This window comes from Enterobacter cloacae complex sp. IR5450 (genome assembly GCF_049238665.1).
Taxonomy (GTDB): Bacteria; Pseudomonadota; Gammaproteobacteria; order Enterobacterales; family Enterobacteriaceae; genus Enterobacter; species Enterobacter hormaechei_C.
The window spans coordinates 1-21,749 of sequence record NZ_JBMKIC010000053.1 but is presented as its reverse complement, the minus strand read 5'-3'; the positions used below and the strand labels follow the sequence as shown (position 1 = coordinate 21,749).

General features: G+C 56.4%; 17 protein-coding genes and 4 pseudogenes. 13 read left to right on the top strand and 8 right to left on the bottom strand.

Annotation, left to right across the window (positions count from 1 at the left end; translation table 11 throughout):
* Nucleotides 1-81 precede the first annotated feature (81 nt).
* The 4 genes and pseudogenes from pgaA to pgaD form a co-directional block, all read left to right on the top strand.
* A pseudogene (gene pgaA, locus ACOTYB_RS23675) lies at nt 82-2,385 on the top strand (poly-beta-1,6 N-acetyl-D-glucosamine export porin PgaA); the annotation flags it as partial.
* A gap of 8 nt (nt 2,386-2,393) precedes the next feature.
* On the top strand, nt 2,394-4,331 hold the full coding sequence (pgaB, locus tag ACOTYB_RS23670) for a poly-beta-1,6-N-acetyl-D-glucosamine N-deacetylase PgaB (RefSeq protein ID WP_045342444.1): 1,938 nt from the start codon (nt 2,394-2,396) through the stop codon (nt 4,329-4,331).
* A pseudogene (gene pgaC / locus ACOTYB_RS23665) lies at nt 4,324-5,656 on the top strand (poly-beta-1,6-N-acetyl-D-glucosamine synthase). The gene pgaB and the pseudogene pgaC overlap by 8 nt, the downstream one beginning before the upstream one ends.
* On the top strand, nt 5,653-6,087 hold the full coding sequence (gene pgaD / locus ACOTYB_RS23660) for a poly-beta-1,6-N-acetyl-D-glucosamine biosynthesis protein PgaD (protein ID WP_003862463.1): 435 nt from the start codon (nt 5,653-5,655) through the stop codon (nt 6,085-6,087). The pseudogene pgaC and the gene pgaD overlap by 4 nt, the downstream one beginning before the upstream one ends.
* A 52-nt stretch (nt 6,088-6,139) precedes the next feature.
* Here pgaD and gss read toward each other — a convergent pair whose 3' ends face one another.
* Nucleotides 6,140-8,002 (bottom strand): bifunctional glutathionylspermidine amidase/synthase, encoded by a 1,863-nt coding sequence (gss, locus tag ACOTYB_RS23655; protein WP_126524586.1) that lies wholly within the window; start codon nt 8,000-8,002, stop codon nt 6,140-6,142.
* 183 nt (nt 8,003-8,185) lie between these two features.
* Between gss and yghU the strand changes: the two genes are divergently transcribed.
* Nucleotides 8,186-9,052: a glutathione-dependent disulfide-bond oxidoreductase gene (gene yghU / locus ACOTYB_RS23650; RefSeq protein ID WP_409249077.1), complete on the top strand. Its 867-nt coding sequence runs from the start codon at nt 8,186-8,188 to the stop codon at nt 9,050-9,052.
* A 76-nt stretch (nt 9,053-9,128) separates the two neighbouring features.
* Nucleotides 9,129-9,878, top strand: coding sequence for an L-fucose operon activator (gene fucR, locus ACOTYB_RS23645; RefSeq protein WP_023314843.1), 750 nt, complete (start codon nt 9,129-9,131; stop codon nt 9,876-9,878).
* A 2-nt stretch (nt 9,879-9,880) separates the two neighbouring features.
* On the opposite strand, the pseudogene ACOTYB_RS23640 reads toward fucR, so the two are convergent.
* Nucleotides 9,881-11,428 (bottom strand): annotated as a pseudogene (locus tag ACOTYB_RS23640) (methyl-accepting chemotaxis protein).
* 152 nt (nt 11,429-11,580) lie between these two features.
* Between ACOTYB_RS23640 and ACOTYB_RS23635 the strand changes: the two are divergent.
* Nucleotides 11,581-12,621 (top strand): aldo/keto reductase, encoded by a 1,041-nt coding sequence (locus ACOTYB_RS23635; RefSeq protein ID WP_003862471.1) that lies wholly within the window; start codon nt 11,581-11,583, stop codon nt 12,619-12,621.
* 58 nt (nt 12,622-12,679) lie between these two features.
* On the opposite strand, the gene ACOTYB_RS23630 is transcribed toward ACOTYB_RS23635, so the two are convergent.
* Both ACOTYB_RS23630 and ACOTYB_RS23625 read right to left on the bottom strand, forming a co-directional pair.
* The gene (locus tag ACOTYB_RS23630; RefSeq protein WP_003862473.1) at nt 12,680-13,168 is read right to left on the bottom strand and encodes a TIGR00645 family protein; all 489 of its coding nucleotides are present in this window, start codon (nt 13,166-13,168) and stop codon (nt 12,680-12,682) included.
* A gap of 43 nt (nt 13,169-13,211) precedes the next feature.
* Complete coding sequence (locus ACOTYB_RS23625; protein WP_003862475.1) at nt 13,212-13,715, bottom strand: ESA_00282 family adhesion-associated protein; 504 nt, start codon at nt 13,713-13,715, stop codon at nt 13,212-13,214.
* Between the two features lie 102 nt (nt 13,716-13,817).
* On the opposite strand from ACOTYB_RS23625, the gene ACOTYB_RS23620 reads away from it, so the two are divergent.
* Both ACOTYB_RS23620 and ACOTYB_RS23615 read left to right on the top strand, forming a co-directional pair.
* Nucleotides 13,818-14,222, top strand: coding sequence for a hypothetical protein (locus tag ACOTYB_RS23620; protein WP_045335726.1), 405 nt, complete (start codon nt 13,818-13,820; stop codon nt 14,220-14,222).
* Between the two features lies 1 nt (nt 14,223).
* A complete protein-coding gene (locus tag ACOTYB_RS23615; protein ID WP_003862479.1) occupies nt 14,224-14,649 on the top strand; it encodes a hypothetical protein in 426 nt (141 codons plus the stop codon).
* A gap of 80 nt (nt 14,650-14,729) precedes the next feature.
* Here ACOTYB_RS23615 and exbD read toward each other — a convergent pair whose 3' ends face one another.
* Both exbD and exbB read right to left on the bottom strand, forming a co-directional pair.
* A complete protein-coding gene (exbD, locus tag ACOTYB_RS23610) occupies nt 14,730-15,155 on the bottom strand; it encodes a TonB system transport protein ExbD (RefSeq protein WP_001251472.1) in 426 nt (141 codons plus the stop codon).
* A gap of 4 nt (nt 15,156-15,159) precedes the next feature.
* On the bottom strand, nt 15,160-15,891 hold the full coding sequence (gene exbB / locus ACOTYB_RS23605) for a tol-pal system-associated acyl-CoA thioesterase (protein WP_003862482.1): 732 nt from the start codon (nt 15,889-15,891) through the stop codon (nt 15,160-15,162).
* Between the two features lie 251 nt (nt 15,892-16,142).
* Here exbB and metC point away from each other — a divergent pair, with 251 nt between their 5' ends.
* Nucleotides 16,143-17,330 carry a cystathionine beta-lyase gene (gene metC, locus ACOTYB_RS23600; protein WP_003862484.1) on the top strand — a complete coding sequence of 396 codons (1,188 nt, stop codon included), beginning with the start codon at nt 16,143-16,145 and terminating at the stop codon, nt 17,328-17,330.
* Between the two features lie 142 nt (nt 17,331-17,472).
* Nucleotides 17,473-18,132: a DedA family general envelope maintenance protein YghB gene (gene yghB / locus ACOTYB_RS23595; RefSeq protein WP_003862486.1), complete on the top strand. Its 660-nt coding sequence runs from the start codon at nt 17,473-17,475 to the stop codon at nt 18,130-18,132.
* A gap of 43 nt (nt 18,133-18,175) precedes the next feature.
* On the opposite strand, the gene ACOTYB_RS23590 is transcribed toward yghB, so the two are convergent.
* Nucleotides 18,176-19,075: an AraC family transcriptional regulator gene (locus ACOTYB_RS23590; protein WP_220153344.1), complete on the bottom strand. Its 900-nt coding sequence runs from the start codon at nt 19,073-19,075 to the stop codon at nt 18,176-18,178.
* A 195-nt stretch (nt 19,076-19,270) separates the two neighbouring features.
* Here ACOTYB_RS23590 and yqhD point away from each other — a divergent pair, with 195 nt between their 5' ends.
* Both yqhD and dkgA read left to right on the top strand, forming a co-directional pair.
* Nucleotides 19,271-20,434, top strand: a complete 1,164-nt coding sequence (gene yqhD / locus ACOTYB_RS23585) for an alcohol dehydrogenase (protein ID WP_220153345.1) — start codon at nt 19,271-19,273, stop codon at nt 20,432-20,434.
* Nucleotides 20,435-20,539: 105 nt separating this feature from the next.
* On the top strand, nt 20,540-21,367 hold the full coding sequence (gene dkgA / locus ACOTYB_RS23580) for a 2,5-didehydrogluconate reductase DkgA (protein WP_003862493.1): 828 nt from the start codon (nt 20,540-20,542) through the stop codon (nt 21,365-21,367).
* Between the two features lie 52 nt (nt 21,368-21,419).
* Here dkgA and ACOTYB_RS23575 read toward each other — a convergent pair.
* A pseudogene (locus ACOTYB_RS23575) lies at nt 21,420-21,749 on the bottom strand (IS4 family transposase); the annotation flags it as partial.

Below are 21,749 nucleotides of genomic sequence, written 5' to 3'. Positions count from 1 at the left end.
GGACATCTGATGGAAATGGAAGCCACGCAAGCACCTTAAAATCACCATCATACACTAAATCAGTAAGTTGGCAGCATTACCGGTAATTACGCTCTGTTTCTTGATTACCTACAGCGCTATGAGCAACAACATGCTTTAACACCCGGACAGGTTGCGGACTGGTTACAGGTAGCCTCCTGGGCAGGACGCGATGACGAAGTTATCCGGGTCTGGCAGCGTTATGGTATTTATATGCCGCTGCCCGCTCGCGCCATCGCTGCCGTCGCCCAGTCCAGAAGAAACCAAAAAGCCTGGCCATCGGCCTTATCGCTGTGGAAAGAGGCGCTCAGCCTTGCGCCGGATAACGACGATTACCGCATCGGCTATGTGAAGACTCTGGCCGATGCCCGCAAAGATCGCCTCGCGCTTTCGGAAGCCCGGCAGCTGGTTAAAGACAATCCTTCTCCCGCGCACCTTGAGACGCTCTCCTATGTCTGGATGCGCCAGGGAAAAAACAGGGATCGGCTGCTGGCTGACATGCGCGCGCTGAGCGCCGCGCCAGGGAATGAGGCCCTTCTTCGCGAGACGATCGATGCGCTAACGGATAACCGGGTAAGCACGCCCGCACTCTGGCTGTCACAAAACGCGGCGCTCTCTCCTGCGGAGCGCCGCCGCCTTGAGCGTAACGCCGCGGCTGAACGGGTACGCCTGGCGGATGTGCCTGGCAGAACGGAGAAAGAGCGCCTGCGGCTGGCACAAAACGCATTAGATCGCTATCACGCCCTGCTTTCCCGCTGGCAAAACGACCCGCAGGCGGCTGAAGACGTCATCCTTGCCCGTATCGATCGGCTTGGCGCCCTGTATGCGCAGGGTAATTACCAGCAGGTCATTAGCGAATATGAGTCGCTGACGGCCGCACAGCATCCGGTGCCGGACTGGGCCATCGGCTGGGTGATCTCTGCATATTTGCAGGAGAAAAACACCGTTGCCGCCTTCTCGCTTGTGCAACGCTATCCACACTACGCCTCCGATCCGCAGGATGAGGAGCATGCGCTTTTCTACGCCTGGCTGGATACGGGGCAATATCAGGCCGCCCGCCGCTACGTTGAGCGCGAGACCCGCAGCGTTCCCTGGACCCGCTACGATTTCGGGTCCCCCACCGCCCAGCCAAACGATCGGTGGCTTACCGGGCAGTCACTCAAATTTAACTATTTGCTGGCAACCAACGCCCTGCCGGAGGCCGAAAAGCTGTCGTATCGTCTGGCGTCAACGGCGCCGGGAAATCAGGGATTACAGATTGATTATGCCGCCCTGCTTCAGGCCAGAGGCCTGCCGCGTGCGGCCGAGCAAAAGCTTAAACGAGCAGAGACGCTCGAACCCACGAATCTGGAGCTTGAAAAACAGCAGGCTTACGTCGCAATGGACCTTCAGGAGTGGCGCCAGATGGATTCACTGGCTGATAACGTAATTGCTCGCGCCCCCGCCGATCGCAGCGCCCGTCGCCTGGACAGACTCAGAATGGTCCACCATATGTCTGAGCTGCGTCTGAAGGCGGGTAAAGGATTGCACTCAGATAACCCCGTCAGCGGTAGCCACGACATGAACTGGGACGCCACGCTCTATGGCCCGCCCGTGGCGGATAACTGGCGGCTGTTTGCCGGCACCCGCTATGCCCAGGGGAATTTCGACGAAGGTAAAGGCATCAGCCGCCACCTGTTGGGCGGCGTTGAGTGGCGCCCCCGTGACCTCACGCTCGAAGCCGAGCTCTCCGGCAACCACTATCACGGCAAAAACAGGCCGGGCGCACGGCTCTCAACAACTTACAGCCTGAGTGATAACTGGCAGGTCAGTGGTAACCTCGAGCGCTTGTCACGCGCCACACCCTTACGGGCATTACGCAATGGGATTAGCGCCAACCGGGGTGAAGGTGGGGTGCGCTGGTATCAAAACGAGCGACGTGAATACCAGTTCAACGCCGCAATCAGCCGCTTCTCAGACCACAACCGCCGTCAGGAATACACCCTCTCTGGGAAAGAGCGTCTCTGGCAGACCCCGACCCTGACGCTGGAGCTCGAACCGGGGATCGCCGCCAGTAAAAACAGCCTGCGGAATACGCTCTATTACAACCCGGCACGGGATCTGTCCGTGACGGCTGCCCTGTCCGTTGACCATGAGATGTACCGCCACTACGACACTCTCTGGAGCCAGCAGTTCGTGGCAGGCGGGGGCAGCTACTGGCAGAAAAATCAGTCACCTGGCGCCGTTACCCTGCTGGGTTACGGGCAACGCATCCAGTGGAACAACGTTGTCGATACTGGCGTGATGCTGAACTGGGATAAGCGCCCTTACGACGGCAAACGCGAGAGCAATCTCTCCGTCACGTTAGATGCGACTTTACGCTTTTAAGGATGAATATGCTGAACACACGTTTTTCTGTAAGCCTGATCGTCATCGGCTGGCTCTGCCTCAGCGCGAGCCTCTGCGCGCAGCCGCTCTCCTTTATGGCCCCTGAAGAGAGGCCGCAGCTGGAGGCCAGCAAACCCTGGCCGGAGAATCAGTTTTTGGTCCTGGCCTACCACGACGTCGAAGATGATGCCGCCGATCAGCGCTACCTCTCCGTTCGCACCAGCGCGTTAAACGAGCAGATAAGCTGGCTTTTGCACAACGGCTATCACGCCGTTAGCGTGCAGGACATTCTGGATGCGCATGAAGGAAAAAAAGCGCTGCCGCCGAAAGCCGTTTTGCTCAGCTTCGACGACGGTTATAGCAGTTTTTACACCCGGGTCTGGCCCCTGCTTCAGGCCTGGAACGTTCCTGCGCTGTGGGCACCGGTGGGCAGCTGGGTGGATACGCCGGCAAATCAAAAAGTTAACTTCGGCGGTCTGATGACGCCCCGCGATCGCTTTGCCACCTGGGATATGGTTCGCGAGCTCAGCCAGTCCCCGCTGATTGAGATTGGCTCGCATACCTGGGCCTCGCATTACGGCATTCCGGCCAACCCGCAGGGAAGCCGTGAACCCGCCATCGCTAACCGTTTTTTTGATAACGCGACGGGGCATTACGAAACCGATGAACACTTCAATCAGCGGATCGCCGCAGACGTACGGAAAGTCACCGATAAAATCACCCAGGTGACGGGAAAAGCGCCGCGTGCCTGGGTGTGGCCCTATGGGGCTGCTAACGGTACATCGCTCGCTATCGCCCAGAAACAGGGCTATCAGCTGGCCTTTACCCTGGAGGACGGGCTGGCAAACGTGCGCGACCTCGGCAACATCCCGCGCCTGCTGATTGCCGGAAATCCGTCGATAAAAACCTTTGCCAACACGGTTAGCCGCGTTCAGGAGTTTGAACCGGTGCGCGTCATGCATGTTGATCTTGATTACGTCTACGATCCCGATCCGGCCCAGCAGACGAAAAACATCAACAAACTCGTCCAGCGGGTCTACGACATGCAAATCAGCCATGTGTTTCTCCAGGCGTTTTCGGATCCGCGGGGCGACGGCAGGATCAGCGCGCTCTATTTCCCCAACCGTCGTCTTCCGGTCCGGGCCGATCTCTTTAATTTTGTCGCCTGGCAGCTACAAACCCGCGCGGGAGTGAAAGTCTTCGCGTGGATGCCGGTTCTCTCTTTCGATCTCAGTCCAGCCTTGCCGCGCGTGCAGCGCCGTGAGCGTCAAACGGGAGAGTTGACCGTGGCCGCCGAGCCCTATATCCGGCTCTCCCCCTGGAGTGCGCAGGTTCGCCAGCAGGTGACGGAGATTTATGAAGATCTGGCCCGCTATGCCAGCTTCAACGGGATCTTGTTCCATGACGACGCAGTGCTGACGGACGTTGACGATGCCGGACAGGATACGACCCGGCAGAAGAGCCAGCGGCTTATCGGCTTTACCCGCACCCTGAGCCAGGCGGTGAAAAACATCCGTGGCCCGCAGATCAAAACCGCGCGGAACATGTTCGCGTTACCCATTCTCGAGCCGGAAAGCGAGGCATGGTTTGCGCAAAATCTGGATGATTTTCTGGCGGCCTACGACTGGACGGTGCCGATGGCAATGCCGCTGATGGAGTCCGTCCCGGCAGAAGAGAGCAATGCCTGGCTGACGCGTTTAGTCAAAGCCGTCGCCGCACGCCCCGGCGCGCTAAATAAAACGATTTTTGAGCTACAGGCCAGGGACTGGGCGCAGAAACCGCAGCGTGCCGTAGCCGATGAACGTCTGGTGGAGTGGATGCGGGTGCTCCAGCTGAACGGCATCAAAAATTACGGTTATTACCCCGACGACTTCCTCAACAACCAACCTGATATTTCACGTATCAGACCTGAATTTTCTTCGTACTGGTATCCTGACAATGACTGATCGCATTATCGCCTTCTCTATTTTGTGTCTGGTATTCGGGTTGCCGTTAGGCGTAGCCGCGCTGTTTACTGGCGAACTGATTCTGGACTTTGTCTTTTTCTGGCCGCTGTTTATGTCCGTGCTCTGGGTAACCGGCGGCCTCTATTTCTGGTTTCAGCTTGAACGGCACTGGTCGTGGGATAACGCAACACCCGCCCCCGCCTTAGCCGGTGAGCCGTTAATCTCGATTCTTATTCCCTGCTTCAATGAGGAACGCAACGCACGGGAGACCATTAGCGCCGCGCTGGATCAGCGGTACTGGAATGTAGAAGTTATCGCCATCAACGACGGTTCTTCTGATAACACGGCGGAGGTACTGCAACAGCTGGCGCGGGAGCAGCCGCGCCTGCGGGTGATTAATCTCGCGGAGAACCAGGGGAAAGCCGTGGCGCTCAAGGCCGGCGCTGCGGCGGCCCGGGGCGATCTGTTGGTCTGCATTGACGGCGACGCCCTGCTCGACCGCGACACCGCGGCGTATCTGGTGGCACCGCTGATTCAGTATCCCCACGTTGGGGCCGTCACCGGAAATCCGCGTATTCGCACGCGCTCAACGCTGATTGGTCGTATTCAGGTGGGCGAGTTTTCTTCCATTATTGGCCTCATCAAGCGAACGCAGCGGATCTATGGCCGGGTCTTTACCGTCTCCGGCGTCATCGCCGCCTTTCGCCGACAGGCGCTGGCGGATGTCGGGTACTGGAGCCCGGATATGATCACAGAGGATATCGACATAAGCTGGAAGCTTCAGCTTCGCCACTGGGATATCTTTTTCGAGCCGCGGGCACTGTGCTGGATCCTGATGCCGGAGACGCTAAAGGGACTGTGGAAGCAGCGTCTGCGCTGGGCGCAGGGGGGGGGCAGAGGTGTTTCTGGTTAACCTGCGCAAGATGGCCCGCTGGGAGCATCATCGCATGTGGCCCCTGTTTCTCGAGTACGCCCTATCAACGCTGTGGGCATTTGCCTATGGGGCGACCGTGGTGTTGTTCATTCTCAGCCATATTATCCCTCTTCCCGCGAACCTGGCCGTTGCGAGCCTGTTTCCCCCGGCGTTTACCGGGCTGCTGCTGGGCGTAATGTGCCTGCTGCAATTCCTCGTCAGTTTGTATATCGAGCGGCGCTACGAGCGGAATGTGGCAGGCTCGCTGTTCTGGGTAATCTGGTTCCCGATGGTGTACTGGATGATTGGCCTGTTTACCACCCTCGTGGCATTTCCGAAAGTCATGCTTAAACGTAAACGCGCCCGCGCGCGCTGGATCAGTCCGGACCGGGGTAAAGGGAGCATTCAATGAACGAGAGTACGTTAATTTTGACTGAACATCGGCTGGCACCGCGTCTTTTCGATGCTGCATTAACGCTGATAGCCTGGGGAGGATTCCTGTTTTTCCTGTACGCCAGGCTGTGGATGCAGTTAACCGAGGAGGGCGATCACCGCTGGAACGCAATTATCGCCTCTTTTAATACAGTGCTGGTTTATCTGCTGATTGCCGCGTTCAACGGCTGGCTGCTGATCCTGTGGTATCAGTACAATCGCCGCCGCGCGCATGTGAGGCGGCGTCATCCGGAAATGTTGCGCCATGACGAGCTTGCCCAAAGTTTTAACGTCACGCCGCAAATTATGTCCGAGATGAGCCAGTACAACCTGCTGACGGTTTACCATGACCAGATTGGCCGGATCATTGATTTGAAGATCAGCGAGCAGCAGGACGAGAAAGAAGAGTAAGAAAAAGCCCCCGCAGGTTATCCGGCGGGGGCTTTTTTTTCGCGGGTATGAATTAGTTATCCTTCACCACAATCAGCGGTTCAATATCGCTCTCTTTCTTCACCACCAGCGAGTTATCCCCACGCAGACAGGTTCCGCCATAGTTCCCGCCCACGGTAAAGGTGCAGACCTGAATGTATCTGCCGTCAACCTTCGGCAGGCACCATAGCTGCTGGTAGATATTCTTGCGGTCAACAAACTTGCCGCTGGACTGGTCCAGCAGTTCGTCCTGGGCGCCGATCAGATCGATATTGCTCCCGCAGCGTCCGGCGATCGGTTTAACGGCATAACCGGTCCGTTTGAGCAGATCGTTGACCTCAAAATCGGTATCCAGCAGGTAACGGTGGTTCGGGAAGAGCTGCCACAGCACCGGCAGGATCGCCTTGTTACCTGGGATCACCGTCCACAGCGGTTCAAAGACCAGCACTTCCGGGCGCAGCAGGACGTCAATCAGGCGCACTTCACCTTGCGGGTGACCGGTGCGGATAGGCACGGCGGCGTACTCGGTTTCGCTCACCTCGCGGATCTGCTCAATCGCCGTTTCCCATGCCCAGGTTTTCCATACGCAGTTAACGTGACGGCCTTCATCATCAATCAATTGCCCGGCGGCATCCCAGCTCAGCGCGCCCAGTCCATGCAGGATTTTGGTTTCAAACCCGGCCTGGATCAGCGAGCGCTGAATAAAGAGCGCGTGGTAATCCTCTTCAATATCGTTGTCCTGCATGATATGGACGAACGGCCGCGCGTGGCTGTGCTTCCATGCGCCGGTCAGCTCCTCCAGCAAGCCTTCCGCCGGATTGTGGCCGGTGCCGCGATAGCCGTTTTTCACCCACTCTTCAAGAATCAGCCCGCCCTCGGTATGGCAGGAGGCGGAATCCGCGTTGTACTCGTAAACCTTAATGCCGCGCTCATCCATGCAGAAATCCATACGACCGGTGATCATATGGTGACGACGCCACTGCCAGGACAGGCGCAGACGCGGCCAGAGAATTTTCGGGATGTCGAAAAGCGCGAGTAAGCTGTCGTCTTTCAGCACCTTGTCGGTGGCATGAAGGTACATCAGGTGCAGTTCGTTGGTGGCTTTGATCAGCTCCTGCTCGGCGCTTTCGGTAATGGTGAAGTACTGGCAGGGATCGTTGTTGATAACGTGGCCGTTGGCGCGAATGTAAGCCTGTTGCAGGGCGTCGTCTTCATTGAGCCATTTCCCGTCGAACTGGCGGTTGTTCTTCAACCGCGCGCCGCTGATTTTCAGCAGTTCACCGTCGATCTCCGGCTGAGGAATACTGTGTTCCGTCTCCTCCGTCTGGATCATCCAGCCGAGGATCTCGGTATCGTTGAACGTGTCATGAAGCGTATAGCAACCGTCCTCCACGCTCAGACGCAGCTCGCGCGTCCACTGCTGCCCCATCGGCAGCGGGGAGTGAATAACGTTCTGCTCGGCAATCCGTACTCTGTCATCCAGCAGCTGGGTAATGACGGCGACGTGGCCGGTCTCATGAAACTCACCGCCCTTTTGCCAGATGAGCAGCGCACCGGCCTGCGGCGCGCGTTTTGAGCCATTAGCAAAGGCCTGTAGCGGCAGAATATTGTCGTTTACCACCTGGCGCAAAAAACGCAGGGAGAAGATCTCCCACGCCATCCCGACGTCGGTAAAGACAAACCCGTGATTGAGAAACAGGAAACGGCGCGCAAACTCAACGCACTGCCATTTATGGCCCATGTACTCGTTGCCGATATAGCTGCGGAATTCCGCATCTTCCGGGTAGTGACGCGGATCGAGACTGCCATAATTTGAAGAGTAAATCGCCACGCCACCCGGCGCATAACCTAATAACGTCCCGAAGGGGGCGTCACTGCTTAACGTTCCTTTACGCATGTGTCCAACCTAAAACAGGCAGGCGGCAATTTTTTTGTGGGGTTGTCGTCGTCTGCACGTTGTAATTAACTGACAGAGGTGGCGTTATCATACACCCGCCCTGCCCATTACGCTCGCATCGTTAAACGGTTCCTGCATCTCCTGCTACACTGCCTCAACACAACACCAAAGAGGCAGGCCAACATGTCAGATAACACCTATCAGCCACCGAAAGTGTGGGAATGGAAACAGAATAACGGCGGCGCGTTCGCCAATATCAACCGTCCCGTCTCGGGCGCGACGCACGAGAAAGAGCTACCTGTGGGCGCGCACCCGCTCCAGCTGTACTCACTCGGTACGCCGAATGGACAGAAAGTTACCATCATGCTGGAAGAGCTGCTGGCGCTGGGCGTGACGGGCGCGGAATACGACGCATGGTTGATCCGCATTGGCGAGGGCGATCAGTTCTCCAGCGGTTTTGTCGACGTGAACCCGAACTCGAAGATCCCGGCCCTGCGTGACCACTCCACCACCCCGCCGACGCGCGTCTTTGAATCCGGCAATATCCTGCTCTATCTGGCCGAGAAATTTGGTCACTTCCTGCCAAAAGATCCGGCAGGACGAACGGAAACCCTGAACTGGCTGTTCTGGTTACAGGGCGCGGCCCCGTTCCTCGGCGGCGGTTTTGGCCACTTCTATAACTACGCGCCAGTGAAGATTGAGTACGCTATCGATCGCTTCACCATGGAAGCTAAACGCCTGTTCGACGTGCTGGACAAACAGCTGGCGCGCGGTCGTTACGTAGCGGGTGAGGAATATACCATTGCGGATATGGCAGTCTGGCCATGGTTTGGCTGCGTGGCGCTGGGCAGCGTCTATAACGCCGCCGAGTTCCTGGATGCCGGGAAGTACACCAACGTGCAGCGCTGGGCAAAAGATGTGGCGAATCGTCCGGCCGTGAAACGCGGGCGCATTGTTAACCGTACCAACGGCGAGCTGAACGAGCAGTTGCATGAGCGTCATTCAGCACGCGACTTCGATACCCAGACGGAAGATAAACGTCAGGCCTGATCCATGACCGGGCGGTTCGCCGCCCTTATTCCGCGATGAGAAAAATGCGTCAGCACGCGTGCGCAAGGAGCCTCGTATGTCAGACCAGACGCTAAAAGCGACCCGACAGCAGAGCCTTATCACCCTGCTGAGTCAAAGCGACTGGCTGACTACCGAGGTGCTGGCTGAAAAGCTCTCCGTCAGCAAAGAGACGATCCGCCGGGATCTGAAGTCGTTGCAGCAGCAGGGGAAGCTTCTGCGCCAGCACGGGCGCGCGCGTCTGATTCACCCGGACAGCCGCGACAGCGGTGAACCCTTTGGCGCACGCCTGAAAAGCCATTATGCCGACAAAGCCGATATTGCCCGCCACGCGCTGGGCTGGATCAGCGAAGGGATGACCATCGCCCTCGACGCCAGCTCAACCTGCTTTCATCTGGCGCGCCAGTTGCCGGACATCGACCTCACCGTATTTACCAACAGCCTGCCTGTCTGCCACGAGATGGCAAAGCGCGAGCGGATCACGCTTATCTGCTCCGGCGGAACGCTTGAGCGTAAGTATCGCTGCTATGTTAATCCGGCGCTGGTGACGCAGCTAAAAGGGCTGGAGATCGATCTGTTTATCTTCTCGTGTGAAGGGGTCGATGAGCATGGCGTCCTCTGGGATCCGTCCGAGCACAACGCGGGCTTTAAGGCGCTGCTGTTAAACCGCGCCAGCCAGTCGCTGCTGCTGATCGACAAAAGTAAATTTATGCGGGCAAGCGAAGTGAAAATTGGTCAGCTGTCGCAGGTAACACAGATTATTCAGAGCGATAAACGTCAGGCCGCCAGAGACGGCCTGACACGATGAGGTTACGCGGTGAGACGGAATTTCTGCACTGAGCGCTGGAGTTCTTCGGTCTGCCGTTCCAGTGCGGCGGCGGCGGCGGAAACCTGCTCCACCAGCGAGGCGTTCTGCTGGGTCACGCCGTCCATCTGCGTGATGGCAACGCCGACCTGAGAAATTCCTTTGCTCTGCTCCTCTGACGCGGTGGCGATCTGCTTCATAATGACGGTCACTTCCGTCACGTCGCGCAGGATTGCTTCCATCGTGGTGCCGGTATCGTTCACCAGCTGCGCCCCCTGCTCCACGCGGGCAACGGAATCCGCAATCAGCCCTTCGATCTCTTTGGCCGCATTCGCGCTGCGGCTGGCCAGATTACGTACCTCACCCGCCACGACCGCAAAGCCTCGCCCCTGCTCCCCGGCCCGGGCGGCTTCCACCGCGGCGTTCAGCGCCAGAATATTAGTCTGGAAAGCGATGCTGTTGATAACGGTGGTGATTTCAGCGATTTTTTTCGAGCTGTCCGAAATGCCGCTCATGGTCGTAACCACATCTTCCACCAGCGACCCGCCGCGGCTGGCCGTGCTGGAGGCGACATCCGCAAGCTGGCTGGCCTGGCGCGCGCTTTCGGCGTTCAGCTTCACCGTTGCGGTAAGCTGCTCCATGCTGGCCGCGGTCTCTTCCAGCGCGGCGGCCTGCTCTTCGGTACGCGAAGAAAGATCGTTATTCCCGCTGGAGATCTCCGTTGCCCCGCGCCAGATATTCTCGCTGCCGGAACGAATCGTGCTGACCGCCTCCCGCAGGCTGTCCTGCATTGCACTCAGCAGCGGTACCAGTTGCCCCACGCAGTTGCGGCCCAAAGATTCAATCGGCTGGCTGAGGTCGCCCTGCGCAATCTGGCGGAACTGCTGACGGATACGATCCAGCGGTTTTACCAGTATCGCCACCAGGTAGCGGTCGGTGAACAGCAGGATCAGCAGACCCACGATCGTGGCGGTGATAATTACCGTCCGGGTCATGCTGGTGAGGCCGTCGACCACCACGCGCGTGCTGTCGAGCGCCTTCGCCGCGGTATTGTTAAAGTTCTCAGCCGCTGACCCGAATGCACGGCTTAGCGGCGGCGTGACGTTGTTGGCATGCTGACGATAGCCTTCGAGCGTCGCCTGCTTCGCCTGCGCCATCTGCGGTGTAACGCCCTGATCGAGCAGCGCCTGCCAGGTGGAAATCACCTGCGCAGACACCTTTTCATCCATCGGGCCCGGGGAGATAGCTTTCATCTCTGCCAGCTTTTTACTCATGTTATCCAGCGCCTGCTGAGCAGGAGCCAGGTCCGGCGTGCCGCCCGCCGCTTTAACTTCCATTGCCCGGCTCAGGCGGGTGACGAAACGGAAATACTGATCGTTGCCCTAGCTCAGCACCGTCATTTGCCGGACCAGCTGGCGGTCAACGTCATTACCATCAGAAACACGAGACAGAGACCAGGTGCTGTAAAGCCCCACGCCTGCCCACATGACACAAAAGATCCCCAGTATCGTCAGCATGACGAAACGGATGGTGAAATTACGAAGCATCTTCATTGAGTATTCCTTGCCGTGAGGGTGAATTCGCCCAGAGGCGAGTACTCCCCTCGTTATCGGCAGATACTGTAGAAAATATACTTTTTTCGTTATCGAGTCGGCATAGAATGAAAACGTTGTTTCGAAAATTCACCGACAAGAAAGGAGACATCATGTCCTGGCACCCTTACACCGGCCGATACGAAAACATGCAGTACCGATACTGCGGCAAAAGCGGCCTGCGCTTACCGGCACTGTCGCTGGGCCTGTGGCACAGCTTCGGTCACGTTCAGCCGCTCGATTCCCAGCGCGCGCTGCTGCGTAAGGCCTTCGATCTCGGCATTACCCACTTTGACCTTGCCAACAACTACGGCCCCCCTCCGGGCAGCGCTGAAGAGAATTTTGGCCGCCTGCTGCGGGAGGATTTTGCCGGCTATCGTGACGAGCTGATCATCTCCACCAAAGCGGGCTACGACATGTGGCCAGGACCGTATGGTTCGGGCGGTTCACGTAAGTACCTGCTCGCCAGCCTCGACCAGAGCCTGAACCGCATGGGTGTGGAGTATGTGGATATTTTCTATTCTCACCGCGTAGACGAAAACACGCCGATGGAAGAGACCGCCGCCGCGCTGGCACACGCGGTGCAGAGCGGAAAAGCGCTGTATGTCGGCATTTCGTCTTACTCCACGGAACGCACGGCGGCGATGACCGAATTGCTGCGCGAGTGGAAGATCCCGCTTTTGATCCACCAGCCGTCTTACAACCTGCTTAACCGCTGGGTCGACAAGACCGGCCTGCTGGACGCGCTGGAGAAAAACGGAACGGGCTGTATCGCCTTTACCCCGCTGGCACAGGGCCTGCTCACCGGAAAATACCTGAACGGCATTCCGGACGGTTCACGTATGCAGCGCGAAGGGAAAAAAGTGCGCGGCCTGACGGAGAAAATGCTGACGGAAGCCAACCTGAGCAGCCTTCGTCTGCTGAACGAGATGGCGCACGCGCGCGGGCAGACGATGGCGCAGATGGCGCTAAGCTGGTTGTTGAAAGATGAGCGTGTAACGTCGGTACTGATTGGCGCGAGCCGCCCGGAGCAGCTGGAAGAGAACGTTCAGGCGCTGAATAACCTGCGCTTTAGCGAAGATGAACTGATGCGGATTGACCAGCACGTTGCGGATGGTGAGCTGAATTTGTGGCAGGCGTCGTCGGATAAATAGTGCGGCCTGCTGCCCTTACCACGCCCCCTCTCCCACAGGGAGAGGGGGCGTGGTGAATTTATTTCTTACTGATCTTATCCAGATACCCCATCACAAACGCCGACAGCACAAACGTCAGGTGGATAATCACATACCACATCAGCTTATTATCCGGGACGTTTTTCGCGTCCATAAAGACGCGTAACAGGTGAATAGACGAAATTGCAACAATCGACGCCGCGACTTTATTCTTCAGCGATGAGGCGTCCATTTTCCCCAGCCAGCTGAGCTTTTCTTTGTGCTCGGCGATATCAAGCTGAGAGACGAAATTCTCATAACCGGAGAACATCACCATCACCAGTAATCCTCCCACCAACGTCATATCTACCAGCGACAGTAGAACCAGAATCAAATCGGCTTCTGCCACGGAGAAAATGTTTGGCAGGACGTGGAATATCTCCTGAAAGAACTTAATCGTCAGGGCGACCAGCGCCAGGGAGAGACCAAAATAGACGGGTGCGAGCAGCCAGCGAGAGGCATACATTGCGTTTTCAAAGAAGCGTTCCATAAAATCCTGTCTGCAAACGAAACCAGCGCTGAGTATATCTCAACTATACCTCGTTGGGATCTACATCCGGACGCGCATACTCCGGCCAGACCAGCGCGACCAGTTCCGGGTAGGCTTCCAGGCTAAACTCACGAAAACACTGGCGCAGATTTAATACATCTAAATCGGAGTACGACACCTTCTCGCCATTCAGACAGCGCTTTTTGATATTGTCGTAATATTTATAGACCGCCGAATTAAGGTCGCTACAGCGGCGCTGCGCGTCGAACAGGCCGGGCGTATCATTAATTTCGGCCATTTTCATTCGCTTAATTGTCGCATGGAGGAAATCGATATATTCGTGATTTACTCGCCAGTACCAGACCGGCGTCACGGCGTTCATCAATACGGAGAAATGATCTTCCCCCTCCTCTTTCGACATCAATTCAGGCTGCGGCGGTTCACTGACGTCTTTTGACACTTTCGTTTTATTGAACTCTTGCATCAATAAAAGCACGCCAGCGGTCAGTAATAGTAACGTTATGACCGTGAAGAAAATGCTGTTCATGGGTAGGCTCCATTTTTTTTGATTTTAAAATTGCCTCATGATATTGTCAACGAATCTCACCCTTTTTCCAACCCCACCCTTTTGAAATTAAAGGAAATTAAAATGCTGCCCGACAATCTTGTCCCGGCAAAGTACCACATTACGCCTGTGGAACAGCCTTCGACGGAAGCAGATAAAGAGGCGAATTTCACTCAAGGAAAAAGAAAACTCTCCGACTATGAAGCCGACATATTAATTGGTGTTTCACGCACTGGCAAATCCCGTAATATGGTGCTGGAAGAGCACGATCGCCATTTAAAAGAGCGTTTATTTCGCGCGATCAAGATTGAAGCCTTAGTTCATCTGCTGAATGATTTACAGGCCGAAGGGGAAATAGACGCCCAGACGCTAAGTCAAATAATGGTCGAGAAAACGCAGCAAATAAATGAAGCCGGCAATGAAATTTGGCTTAATTTAATTACGCGTGAAAAAAACAATCCCATTTTTTATAACCTGGGGGAAGATTAACGTGAATGATGATAGCGGTAATAACGTTTATTTGACTTTAGATGATAAAAAAAGCGATGAATTTATCTTAAAGCAGAATCTCGACGCCCTGAAAAAGATAAAAAATGACGAGATGACGCGAATTACGCAGGATTTGGTTTCGATTCCGGCCACGCTGGTACGCCTGAAATGGCAGAACCGTCGGGAGATTTACGCCTTGCAGGCCAAGGAGGAGATATACGGCGCGGTGATGAACGCCATTATTGAACAGCGTCCTGAGCTTAAAGAGAAGATCCTCGGGCGACTGGAGGCGAACTATCAGTACCTGCTGGCACGCGAGACAGCCACCCTGCGCCTGACCCGTAAACTCTCGGAAGGCAATTACCGTACATCAAACGTGACCTGTGTGGCGCTTGATGAAGAGGCGCCGACGGCGCCTTCAGAGTGAGACAACAATGATTGTTGCGGAATGCAGGCCGGGTAAGGCGACGCCGCCACCCGGCAGGCAAGGCTGCAAGAGCCTTCGTTTTACTTCGCGGCCGCTTTCTCTTCGCCGACCAGACCAATCTTCAGGTAGCCCGCCTGATGCAGCGTGTCCATTACCTTCATCATGGTTTCATAATCGACGGTTTTATCCGCGCGGAAGAAGACGGTGGTGTCTTTCTTGCCGCCGGTGAGCTGGTCCAGCGCCGGAATAACCGAGGCATCCGTTACCGGATCGTTGCCCAGGAACATGGACTTATCGGCCTTCACGGACAGGTAGATAGGCTTTTCCGGACGCGGCTGCGGCTGGCTGGAGGACGCAGGCAGATTCACCTTCACGTCCACCGTCGCCAGCGGTGCGGCAACCATAAAGATAATCAGCAGAACCAGCATGACGTCGATAAACGGCGTCACGTTGATCTCATGCATTTCACCGTTATCGTCCAGATTTTCATTAAGACGCATTGCCATACAATCAACCTACGCGCAGTTTGGACGCCGCATGAACCGGTTTAACGGCGCTGGCGTTCAGGTCCAGATCGCGGCTTTGCAGCAGCAGAACCTGCGCGGCAACGTCACCCAGTGTGGCTTTGTAACTGCCAATCATGCGCGCGAAGATGTTATAGATAACAACCGCCGGGATAGCGGCAACCAGACCGATAGCCGTTGCCAGCAGCGCTTCTGCGATACCCGGCGCGACGACCGCAAGGTTAGTGGTCTGCGTCTGGGCGATACCGATAAAGCTGTTCATGATGCCCCAGACGGTACCGAACAGGCCGACGAACGGGGAGATAGCGCCGATAGTCGCCAGGTAGCCGTTACCGCGGCCCATATGACGACCCACGGCCGCAACGCGACGCTCCAGACGGAAGCCGGTACGCTCTTTAATGCCTTCGTTATCTTCACTGCCTGCGGAGAGTTCCAGCTCGTTCTGCGCTTCGTTCACTAACAGGGTAGTCAGGCTTTTCGCATGGAAGGATGAGGTGATATCAGAAGCCTGATCCAGAGAACGGGCTTCCGCCAGCTGCTTCTGCTCACGCTTGAGGCGGCGTTTTTGTGAAAGAAGTTCGGCGCTCTTGCTGAAGAAGATAGCCCAGGTGATCACGGACGCCAGAATCAGGCCGATCATCACAATCTTAACTACGATGTCAGCATGTTGATACATGCCCCAAACGGAGAGATCCGTCTGCATCAAATTATTACCCACTCTGTATCTCCAGGACGCAAATCACAAAATCTGAACGTAATAATATCAAAATGTCGTCGAATTGATAGTAGTTCTCATTAGTATTTACATAGTGCCGTAATTTTCGCTCACTTTCCTTGCGCTTACGCAGTAAAAATTTCTTATGCGAATTTTTGATAATATTTTCTGCTTATTCGATAAGCATCCGGATGCACATTCTGACAATCGTGGTAGTCTGGACGTCCAGACGTATAAAAATAGGGTTAGCGAACATGACTAAAAAGCAGCTTGAGACCACGCTGGTGCAGGCAGGACGCAGTAAGAAATACACTCAGGGCTCGGTCAACAGCGTGATCCAGCGCGCCTCCTCGCTGGTGTTTGATACCGTTGAAGATAAAAAAATCGCTACGCGTAATCGCGCGAAGGGCGGGCTATTTTACGGTCGTCGTGGCACGTTAACCCATTTCTCGTTGCAGGAAGCCATGTGCGAACTGGAGGGCGGCGCGGGCTGCGCGCTGTTCCCGTGCGGCGCGGCGGCGGTCGCCAATACCATTCTGGCGTTTGTGGAACAGGGTGACCACGTCCTGATGACCAATACCGCTTACGAGCCAAGCCAGGACTTCTGCACCAAAATACTCAGCAAGCTCGGCGTCACCACCAGCTGGTTCGATCCGCTGATTGGGGCCGGTATTGCCGGGCTTATTCAGCCCAACACGCGCGTTGTGTTCCTGGAATCTCCCGGCTCCATCACCATGGAAGTGCATGACGTCCCGGCCATCGTGAAGGCGGTGCGCAGCATAGCGCCGGAAGCGATCATCATGATCGACAACACCTGGGCGGCAGGTGTGCTGTTTAAAGCCCTGGAATTTGACATCGATATCTCCATTCAGGCGGCGACCAAATACCTGATTGGCCATTCCGACGGCATGATCGGTACGGCGGTATCTAACGCCCGCTGCTGGGATCAATTGCGTGAAAACGCCTACCTGATGGGCCAGATGGTGGATGCCGATACCGCCTACATGACCAGCCGGGGCATCCGTACGCTCGGCGTGCGTCTGCGTCAGCATCACGAAAGCAGCCTGCAAATTGCACAGTGGCTGGCGCTGCATCCGCAGGTGGAGCGCGTTAACCATCCGGCGCTGCCGGGCAGCAAAGGCCATGAATACTGGCAACGTGACTTTACGGGCAGCAGCGGGTTGTTCTCATTTGTACTTAAAAAGCGCCTGAATGACGCCGAACTGGCAAGCTATCTGGATAACTTTACCCTCTTCAGCATGGCCTATTCATGGGGTGGGTTTGAATCGCTGATCCTGCCCAACCAGCCGGAGCAGATTGCGGCCCTGCGCCCGGGCGGCGAGGTGGACTTCGAAGGGACCTTAATCCGCCTGCATATCGGGCTGGAAAATGTGGACGATTTAATTGCGGATTTATCGGCAGGATTTGAGCGCATCGTGTAAAGTGCTGACTGAAATGTACTCCCCGGACGCAATTCTGAACACCGCAAGCAGAAAAGTCTGTATGAGATGCGCCTGCGATCAACCCCGACAGGCAAAATTGGGAGTACAATAGCGTTATATCTGCTGTTCCACAGGAAAGTCCATGGCTGTTATTCAAAATATCATCACGGCGCTCTGGCAACACGATTTTGCCGCGCTGGCGGACCCGCATGTCGTCGGGATTGTCTATTTCGTGATGTTCGCGACGCTGTTTCTGGAGAATGGACTACTGCCAGCCTCATTTTTACCCGGCGACAGCCTGCTCCTGCTCGCAGGGGCGTTAATCGGCAAGGGCGTGATGGACTTCGCACCGACAATGGTGATCCTCACCTCTGCGGCCAGTCTCGGCTGTTGGCTGAGCTACCTGCAAGGGCGCTGGCTTGGAAACACCCGCGTGGTGAAAGGCTGGCTGGCGCAGCTGCCGCATAAATATCACCAGCGCGCCACCTGCATGTTTGACCGCCACGGCCTGCTGGCGCTGCTCGCCGGGCGTTTTCTGGCGTTTGTTCGCACCCTGTTGCCTACCATGGCGGGTATTTCAGGCCTCCCTAACCGCCGCTTCCAGTTCTTCAACTGGCTGAGCGCTCTGCTCTGGGTGGGCGTGGTCACCACGCTCGGCTACGCGCTGAACATGATCCCGTTTGTTAAGCGCCATGAAGACCAGGTGATGACGTTCCTGATGGTGCTGCCGATCTTCCTGCTGGTTGCGGGCCTGGTCGGCACAATCGCGGTGGTGATTAAGAAGAAGTATTGCAGCGCCTGATACCCCATCCTGATTCTCTTCCCGCGGGGAGAGAATCAAAAGCCTAAGCGCCCTGCATCGTTCTGATGCGCGACGCATCCTCCCCCGGCGTGACGCCGAAGTAGCGCTTAAACTCCCGACTAAACTGCGACGCGCTTTCATACCCAACCCGCATCGCCGCGGCGCTGGCCTTCATGCCATCGTGGATCATCAGCATCCGCGCCTTATGTAGACGGTAGGTTTTGAGGTACTGCAACGGCGACGTGCTGGTGACGGATTTAAAGTTATGGTGAAACGCCGAGACGCTCATGTTGGCTTCCGCCGCCAGCTGGTCAACGCTGAGGTTTTCCGTGTACTGGCTCTCAATGCGCTTGAGCACGCGGCTAATCAGGCTAAAGTGCGTCTGGCGGCTTACCAGTGCCAGCAGCGCCCCGCCGCCCGGCCCGAGCAGCACATGGTAAAGAATTTCGCGGATAATCTGCTTTCCGAGAATACGCGCATCCAGAGGCCTTTCCATCACGTCTAACAGGCGTTCAATCGCGCAGAGAATTTCCTCCGATAGGGTCGCGGAGTTGATACCGCTTACCGCCATCGACGGCCGGAAAAGTTCGTCCTCCCCAATATCCATCAGCAGCTCCTGCAACTGGAGGATGTCGACGTTGACGCGGATCCCGGCCAGCGGCACCTCCTCTGTCGCGAAAGTTTCACATTCGAAGGGTAAAGGTACTGTCAGAAGCAGATATTCATTGGTGTCGTAACGGAACACGCGCTCATTGATATAGCCAATCTTATGGCCAGAAAAGAGAAACACGATGCCGGGCTGATACATCACCGGGGTGCGCGTTCCGGGCTGGGTACCGTACAGCAATCGAATATCCGGCAACAGCTCAGCCGAATCATTTCCGTTATCAATCAGTGTTTTAATCTGCGACGTTAGCTGGCGGCAGATGGCATCACGGTTCATTTTCAGTTACTCCGGGTACGGTTTCCGACGCCGACAGTGTGCGCATTTTCTTACCGTTTCTCCAGCGCGCTGTAGAAATGGGCAAGACATCGGCAGGAATGTGCATTGAGAGGATAGCGCCTGCCCGCCACAATGAGCAGCATCAGGTTGCCTTCTGCGCCACCACGATTTTTTACCCACTACAGGGAACAAGCCATGAACAACTTTAATCTTCATACCCCAACCCGCATTCTGTTTGGTAAAAACGCTATCGCTGACCTGCGCGCGCAAATCCCGACGGACGCCCGCGTCCTGATTACCTACGGCGGCGGCAGCGTGAAAAAAACCGGCGTACTGGATCAGGTGTACAGCGCTCTGGAAGGTCTGGACGTGCGCGAGTTCGGCGGTATCGAGCCTAACCCGTCTTATGAAACGCTGATGAACGCGGTAAAAATCGCCCGCGAGGAGCAGATCACCTTCCTGCTGGCGGTGGGCGGCGGTTCCGTGCTGGACGGCACCAAATTCATCGCGGCGGCGGCCCATTACGCTGACGGCATCGACCCGTGGCATATTCTGGAAACGGGCGGCAGCGACATCAGCAGTGCGATCCCGATGGGCTCCGTGCTGACGCTGCCGGCCACCGGATCAGAGTCCAACAAAGGCGCGGTCATCTCCCGTAAAACCACCGGTGACAAGCAGGCCTTTATGAACGAACACGTTCAGCCCGTGTTCGCGATCCTCGATCCGGTTTACACCTATACCCTGCCTGCGCGTCAGGTGGCGAACGGCGTGGTCGACGCCTTTGTTCACACCGTTGAGCAGTACGTTACTTACCCGGTAAACGCCAAAATTCAGGATCGTTTCGCGGAAGGCATTCTGCTGACGCTGATTGAAGAAGGTCCGAAAGCGCTGAAAGAGCCTGAAAACTACGACGTGCGTGCCAACGTGATGTGGGCAGCCACCCAGGCGCTGAACGGCCTGATCGGCGCAGGCGTGCCGCAAGACTGGGCTACCCACATGCTCGGCCACGAGCTGACGGCGATGCACGGCCTGGATCACGCCCAGACGCTGGCGGTGGTTCTGCCTGCGCTGTGGAACGAAAAACGTGACGCTAAACGCGCCAAACTGCTCCAGTACGCCGTACGCGTGTGGAACATCACCGACGGTTCCGACGATGCGCGTATCGATGCCGCGATTGAAGCCACCCGTCACTTCTTTGAAAGCCTGGGCGTGCCAACGCGTCTCTCTGGCTACGGCCTGGACGGCAGCTCCATCCCTGCCCTGCTGGCGAAACTGGAAGCACACGGTATGACGCAGATCGGCGAGCATGGCGACATCACCCTTGACGTCAGCCGTCGTATTTACGAAGCGGCACGCTAAGCGTTTTTAGGATCCTGACTTTCGTTTTTTGACATTTCGTCCAGACTTAATGCACATCACATCGTCGGAGGTTCCCTCCGGCGATGAGCACCTGAAGGAGGAAAAATGGCAAACCAAACCGTAATCAAGCTACAGGACGGCAACGTGATGCCCCAGCTGGGGCTAGGTGTATGGAAAGCCGGTAACGACGAGGTCGTCTCCGCCATTCATAAAGCCCTGGAAGTCGGCTATCGGTCCATCGATACCGCCGCCGCCTATAAAAACGAGGACGGCGTGGGAAAAGCGCTTGCCAGCGCCGGCGTTCCCCGGGATGAGCTTTTCATCACCACCAAGCTGTGGAACGACGATCAAAAACGTCCCCGCGAAGCGTTGCAGGAGAGTCTGGAGAAACTCCAGCTCGATTTCGTCGATCTTTATCTCATGCACTGGCCGGTACCGGCTATCGACCATTACGTTGATGCCTGGAAAGGGATGATTGAACTGCAAAAAGAGGGGCTGATAAAAAGCATCGGCGTCTGTAATTTCCAGGTTCATCATCTGCAACGCCTGATTGATGAAACGGGCGTCGCGCCGGTGATTAACCAGATTGAGCTGCACCCGCTGATGCAGCAGCGCCAGCTTCATTCATGGAACGCCACGCACAAGATCCAGACTGAATCCTGGAGCCCGCTGGCCCAGGGCGGCGAAGGGGTGTTTGACCAGAAAATCATCCGTGAACTGGCGGATAAGTACGGTAAAACCCCGGCGCAGATCGTCATTCGCTGGCATCTGGATAGCGGTCTGGTGGTGATCCCGAAATCGGTCACGCCATCGCGTATCGCCGAGAACTTCGACGTCTGGGATTTCCGCCTGGATAAAGACGAGCTGGGTGAAATTGCGAAGCTGGATCAGGGCAAGCGGCTTGGGCCGGACCCGGATCAGTTTGGCGGGTAATCCCCTCACCCTGCCCTCTCCCCGGGGGGCTGAGGGATCCCCAGTAATATGGTCATGCCACCATGACCATATTACTGTACTCTTTTCCCAGCTTTTTCATCTCGTTACCTATATTCAGTCGCCTTACTTTATCAGGCTCATGCCGGATCACTTCTTCTGCCAGACTCAGGTAGGACAGAACCCGTTTATGCCTGACGCTGCTTGCCTGATAGTGCCTGTGTAAGCACTGTCTTTCGGCCCTGTAGCCTGCCAGCCACATCACCAGACTTGCCATCGCCGCCACCATATTCAGTACTTCAAGTCGTCCTTTTCCCTGGCTCCGGCTCAGCCTCAGACCGAACCCGAAGCGCGGACTCTTGTCGTCCCGGAAGTTTTGTTCTAT